Source organism: Mesorhizobium sp. M2A.F.Ca.ET.067.02.1.1, assembly GCF_004023285.1.
In the GTDB taxonomy this organism is placed as follows: Bacteria; Pseudomonadota; Alphaproteobacteria; order Rhizobiales; family Rhizobiaceae; genus Mesorhizobium.
This window is the reverse complement of record NZ_RZSB01000383.1, coordinates 1-5,693: the sequence shown is the minus strand read 5'-3', so window position 1 is coordinate 5,693 and position 5,693 is coordinate 1. Positions and strand designations below refer to the sequence as shown.

Annotated in this window: 4 protein-coding genes and 1 pseudogene; 2 read left to right on the top strand and 3 right to left on the bottom strand. The window is 64.9% G+C overall.

The annotated features are described in order from the left end of the window. Positions 1–105, bottom strand: a pseudogene (locus EOA28_RS40395) (pseudouridine-5'-phosphate glycosidase); the annotation flags it as partial. A 40-nt stretch (positions 106–145) separates the two neighbouring features. Then, positions 146–1,099, bottom strand: a complete 954-nt coding sequence (locus EOA28_RS22780; RefSeq protein WP_127250870.1) for a carbohydrate kinase family protein — start codon at positions 1,097–1,099, stop codon at positions 146–148. A gap of 282 nt (positions 1,100–1,381) precedes the next feature. On the opposite strand from EOA28_RS22780, the gene recA reads away from it, so the two are divergent. Beyond that, positions 1,382–2,479: a recombinase RecA gene (gene recA / locus EOA28_RS22775; RefSeq protein ID WP_040981289.1), complete on the top strand. Its 1,098-nt coding sequence runs from the start codon at positions 1,382–1,384 to the stop codon at positions 2,477–2,479. 327 nt (positions 2,480–2,806) lie between these two features. Next, positions 2,807–5,476 carry an alanine--tRNA ligase gene (gene alaS / locus EOA28_RS22770; RefSeq protein WP_128315295.1) on the top strand — a complete coding sequence of 890 codons (2,670 nt, stop codon included), beginning with the start codon at positions 2,807–2,809 and terminating at the stop codon, positions 5,474–5,476. Here the strand turns inward: alaS and EOA28_RS22765 are convergent. Then, on the bottom strand, positions 5,473–5,693 hold a 221-nt coding region (locus EOA28_RS22765; protein ID WP_189342142.1), incomplete at its 5' end, for a demethoxyubiquinone hydroxylase family protein. The genes alaS and EOA28_RS22765 overlap by 4 nt on opposite strands.

The window sequence follows — 5,693 nt, the reverse complement described above, 5'->3', positions numbered from 1 at the left end:
GGTGATGATCGTCGATTCCAGCGCCACCACGGGCCGGCCGGCGGCAAGCGCATCCGCCACGGGCGGGTGGACATCGACGAAGGGGCGGGCGGTTTCCGGCGTCATGGCTGTTCTCCGACAAGGAGGAAGTAGATTGTCGGTGGCCCTATGCCACCTCCCGTGCCTCCGGCACAAGGGCAAGCGCCTGCGTGAAATTGGCGGTCGTGAGGGACGGCACGGCCTCTGGACTCTCGATGGCGAGCATCGCCGCCGCGGCGCCCTCGCGTAGCGCGGCACGCAGCGGCAGCCCGCGCAGCAGGGCGGCGACCGTCGCGCCGGTCAGCGCATCGCCGGCGCCGGTCACGTCGGCGACCCGGCGCGGCGCGGGCGGGTCGATTTCGAAGATGCCGGCGTCGTCGAAGCCCAGCACCGGAGCGCTGCCGGCCGTGATCACGCCGGCGTTCAGGCCGACCTGCCTGAGTGCGTCGACAAGGGCTTCTCCTGACATTTCGGCGCCAACCAGCGCGGCGGCTTCGCGGCGGTTCATGAAGAGCAGCGACAGATCACTGAGCAGAGGCGCCAGGCGGACGACCTTGGCTGGCGAGACGGCGATGGCGAAGACCGGCCGGCCGCCGGCCAGCGCAACCAGGCGCTCCAGCGCCGCGGTCGGCAGGTTAGCGTCGCACAGGATGGCGTCGGCCGCGGCGATCGCCTCGCGCACCTTGGAACGCCTTATCTGCTTGGGAAAGGCGAGGTCGTAGAGCGCCATGTCGGCCAATCCGACGATCAATTCGCCCTCGGCGTCGATCAGCGCCGTGTAGCTCGGCGTCGTGCGGTCGAGGAACACCACCGAGAGGTCCGTTATCCCGGCGTTGTCGATCGCCGAGGCGACCGTATCCGCCGCCGCGTCGCCGCCGCGCACCGAGATCAGCGAGGCCGACACGCCGCGCTTCACCACGCTGCGCAGCGCGTTGAAAACGACGCCGCCGACATCCTCGCGCATCATGCCGGGATTGGAGGCGGCTGGCACATAGGTGCCCGAGACCTGGCCGCGCCGGTCGATATGGGCGCCGCCCAAAGCCAGGATCGTTGGGGCCAGGATAGGTGGGGATGTCGGCATTTCGGGTCGCTGACTTTCATTGATCGTGCGGCTGCGCACACTAGGTTTCCCCGGGTCACCCTGCAATCGGGATGGCGATTCGGGACGGCCGGACATCGAAATCTCTTCTGGACCAGCGGTTGTGCTCCGCACTAGCCCTGGTGATACAAAAATAGAACAAATCCAGATATTGATTGTTTTTCAAATATTTGTTGCCCCTTGCCAAATGAGAACAAAAAAGGTACAAAACAGCAGGGATCACGGATTGTCCGGCCTTCATTGACGACCAAGGGGTGATGTATCATGGCTCAGAATACTTTGCGGCTTGTAGAGGATAAGGCAGTGGACAAATCAAAGGCTCTGGACGCGGCGCTGTCGCAAATCGAGCGCGCTTTCGGCAAGGGCTCGATCATGCGGCTCGGCGCCAACGAGCAGGCGGTCGAGATCGAAACCGTACCGACCGGCTCGCTCGGCCTCGACATCGCGCTCGGCGTCGGCGGGCTGCCGCGCGGCCGTATCGTCGAGATCTACGGGCCGGAAAGCTCGGGCAAGACGACGCTGGCGCTGCACACGGTTGCGGAAGCGCAGAAGAAGGGCGGCATCTGCGCCTTCGTCGATGCCGAGCACGCGCTCGATCCGGTCTATGCCCGCAAGCTCGGCGTCGACCTCGAGAACCTCCTGATCTCGCAGCCCGACACCGGCGAGCAGGCGCTGGAAATCTGCGACACGCTGGTCCGTTCTGGCGCCATCGACGTGCTGGTGGTCGATTCGGTCGCGGCGCTCACGCCGCGCGCTGAAATCGAAGGCGAGATGGGCGACGCGTTGCCCGGTCTCCAGGCCCGCCTGATGAGCCAGGCGCTGCGCAAGCTGACCGCCTCGATCTCGCGCTCCAACACCATGGTCATCTTCATCAACCAGATCCGCATGAAGATCGGCGTCATGTTCGGCTCGCCCGAGACCACGACCGGCGGCAATGCGCTGAAATTCTACGCATCGGTGCGCCTCGACATCCGCCGCATCGGCTCGGTCAAGGACCGCGACGAGGTCGTCGGCAACCAGACCCGCGTCAAGGTGGTCAAGAACAAGCTGGCCCCGCCCTTCAAGGTGGTCGAGTTCGACATCATGTATGGCGAGGGCGTGTCCAAGACCGGCGAGCTTGTCGATCTCGGCGTCAAGGCCGGCGTGGTCGAGAAGTCGGGCGCCTGGTTCTCCTATAATTCGCAGCGTCTCGGCCAGGGTCGCGAGAACGCCAAGCTGTTCCTGCGCGACAATCCCGACACGGCGCGCGAGATCGAGATGGCACTTCGGCAGAATGCCGGGCTGATCGCCGAGAAATTCCTTGAGAATGGCGGCTCCGAAGGCGGCGACGACGGTTTCGAGGACGAAGCCGGCGCCATGTAGGGCCGGTCCAGGAAGATCGCGCAGCGGTTCCTGTTCGGCTCAGGCAATTCGTCGGCTTAGCCGGAGTTCGGCCACAATGCTGGTTTATTTGGTTATGCTTATGTAATCGCGTTCTTGAGTACTGCGTACCCGAACCGCCGGCCTTCGCGCCGGCGGTTTTGCGTTTCGCGGGCGGTGTTGAGCCGCTGCCCGCTTGCCGATTGGCCCAACTCCGTGTTTCTGGACAGGCTCAAGAGCTATCGCTAAAAGGCCCATCTATCTTCTGAAATACCAAAGCCCATTTGCCGCCGGCCGGGCCGGTGGTTCTTGCGAAAAAGGCAGTGTGCAATGAGTGGCGTGAACGACATCCGGTCGACATTCCTCGACTACTTCCGCAAGGAGGGCCACGAGATCGTCGTCTCCAGCCCGCTGGTGCCGCGCAACGATCCGACGCTGATGTTCACCAACGCCGGCATGGTGCAGTTCAAGAACGTTTTCACCGGCCTGGAGAAGCGTCCCTATTCGCGGGCGTCTACTGCGCAGAAGAGCGTGCGCGCCGGCGGCAAGCACAACGACCTCGACAATGTCGGCTACACCGCCCGCCATCTCACCTTCTTCGAGATGCTCGGCAATTTCTCGTTCGGCGACTATTTCAAGGAGCGCGCGATCGAGCTTGCCTGGAACCTGATCACCAAGGGTTTTGGCCTGAAGAAGGACAAGCTGCTCGTCACCGTCTATCACACCGACGATGAGGCGGCGGCTTACTGGAAGAAGATCGCCGGCTTCTCGGATGACCGCATCATCCGCATTCCGACCTCGGACAATTTCTGGGCGATGGGCGACACCGGCCCGTGCGGCCCGTGCTCGGAGATCTTCATCGATCGCGGCGAGCATATCTGGGGCGGCCCGCCCGGCAGCCCGGAAGAAGATGGCGACCGGTTCCTGGAATTCTGGAACCTGGTGTTCATGCAGTATGAGCAGGTGACGAAGGAAGAGCGGATCGACCTGCCGCGGCCCTCGATCGACACCGGCATGGGGCTGGAGCGCATGGCCTCCATCCTGCAAGGCGTCGAAAGCGTCTTCGAGACCGACTTGTTCAGGCATCTGATCGATGCCGCGTCCTCGGCGCTCGGCCAGGGGCCAAATCCGGAGAACGTCGCGTCCTATCGCGTGATTGCGGATCACCTGCGCTCATCCTCCTTCCTGGTGGCCGACGGTGTGCTGCCGTCCAATGAGGGGCGAGGCTATGTGCTGCGCCGCATCATGCGCCGGGCCATGCGCCACGCGCAGCTGCTCGGCGCCAAGGAACCGCTGATGTGGCAGCTGGTGCCGGCGCTGGTGCGCGAGATGGGACAGGCCTATCCCGAGCTGGTGCGCGGCGAGGCGCTGATCACCGAGACGTTGAAGCTTGAGGAGACACGCTTCCGCAAGACGCTGGTGCGCGGCCTCGGCCTGCTTTCGGACGCGACCGAGACGCTCAAGGCCGGCGATATGCTGGACGGTGAGACGGCCTTCAAACTTTACGACACCTATGGCTTTCCGCTCGATCTGACGCAGGATGCGCTGCGCCAGCGCAGCATCTCGGTCGACATCGCCGGTTTCACCGACGCGATGGAGCGGCAGAAGGCCGAGGCGCGTGCGCACTGGGCGGGCTCAGGTGAGGCCGCGACTGAGACCATTTGGTTCTCGGTGCGCGAAAAGACCGGCGCAACCGAATTCCTCGGCTACGAGACTGAAGCTGCGGAAGGCATCGTCCAGGCGCTGGTCAAGGATGGCAAGACGATCGACAGCGCCTCTCAGGGCGATGCGGTCGCCGTGGTGGTCAACCAGACGCCGTTCTACGGCGAATCCGGCGGCCAGATGGGCGACACCGGCGTGATGTCCGGCGAGGGCTTCTCGATCGAGGTCTCCGATACCCAGAAGAAGGCCGACGGTCTGTTTGTGCATCTGGGCAAAGTGGTCAAAGGCACGGTCAAGACCGGTGCCGCCGTCGAGCTCAAAGTCGACCATGCGCGCCGCTCGAAGCTGCGCGCCAACCATTCGGCGACGCATCTCATCCACGAAGCGCTGCGCGAGGTGTTGGGCACCCATGTCGCGCAGAAGGGCTCGCTGGTCGCGCCCGTCCGCCTGCGCTTCGATATCTCCCACAACAAGCCGATCTCGGCCGATGAGCTCGAGGAGGTCGAGCGCATGGCGAACGAGATCGTCGTGCAGAACAGCCCGGTGACGACGCGGCTGATGTCGGTCGACGACGCCATCGCCGAGGGCGCCATGGCGCTGTTCGGCGAGAAATATGGCGACGAGGTGCGCGTCGTGTCGATGGGCACCGGCCTGCATGGCGCCAAGGCCAACCGGCCCTATTCGGTCGAGCTTTGCGGCGGCACGCATGTCCGCTCGACCGGCGATATCGGCCTGGTGCGCATCCTGTCGGACAGTGCCGTGGCGGCCGGCGTGCGTCGCATCGAGGCGCTGACCGGCGAGGCGGCACGCAGGCATCTCGACGAACAGGACAAGCGCCTGAGGGCCGCGGCGGCGACCCTAAAGATTTCGCCGGCCGATGTGCCGTCGCGTGTCGAGGCGCTGCTCGAAGAGCGCAAGAAGCTCGAAAAGGAGCTGACCGAGGCGCGCAAGAAACTGGCGCTGGGCGGCGGCTCGGCCGTCGCCGATGCCCCGGCTGCCAACGAGACGGTTGCCGGCGTCGGTTTCCTCGGCAAAGCGGTTTCCGGCGTGGCACCGAAGGACCTGAAGCCACTTGCCGATGCCGGCAAGAAGACGCTCGGTTCGGGCGTGGTCGTCTTTGTCGGCGCCGGCGAGGACAACAAGGCAAGCGGGGGTGTCGGCGTCACCGACGATTTGACCGGCCGCTTCAGCGCTGTCGATCTCGTTCGCGTCGCGTCCGCCGCGCTTGGCGGGCAGGGCGGCGGCGGCCGTCCCGACATGGCGCAAGCCGGCGGCCCGGATGCCTCCAAGGCCAATGACGCGATCGCGGCGGTGAAGGCGGCGGTGGAGGCGGCTTAAATCGAAGTGCCACGAAGCTTTGCCGCTTTCAGAGCGCGCGCCATTTTCACGGAGTCGCCCCAGGTGGACAGCCAGATGAGGCAATCCGTGGCGACAGCGATTGTCGAGCGCAGGAGGTGCACCAGCGGACCTGGCGCAGTCAGCTGCTCCTCGGCGTGGTGGAGATGAGCCAGCTCTTCCTTGCGGATCGACAGGATGATGGCATGGAGCTCAGGAT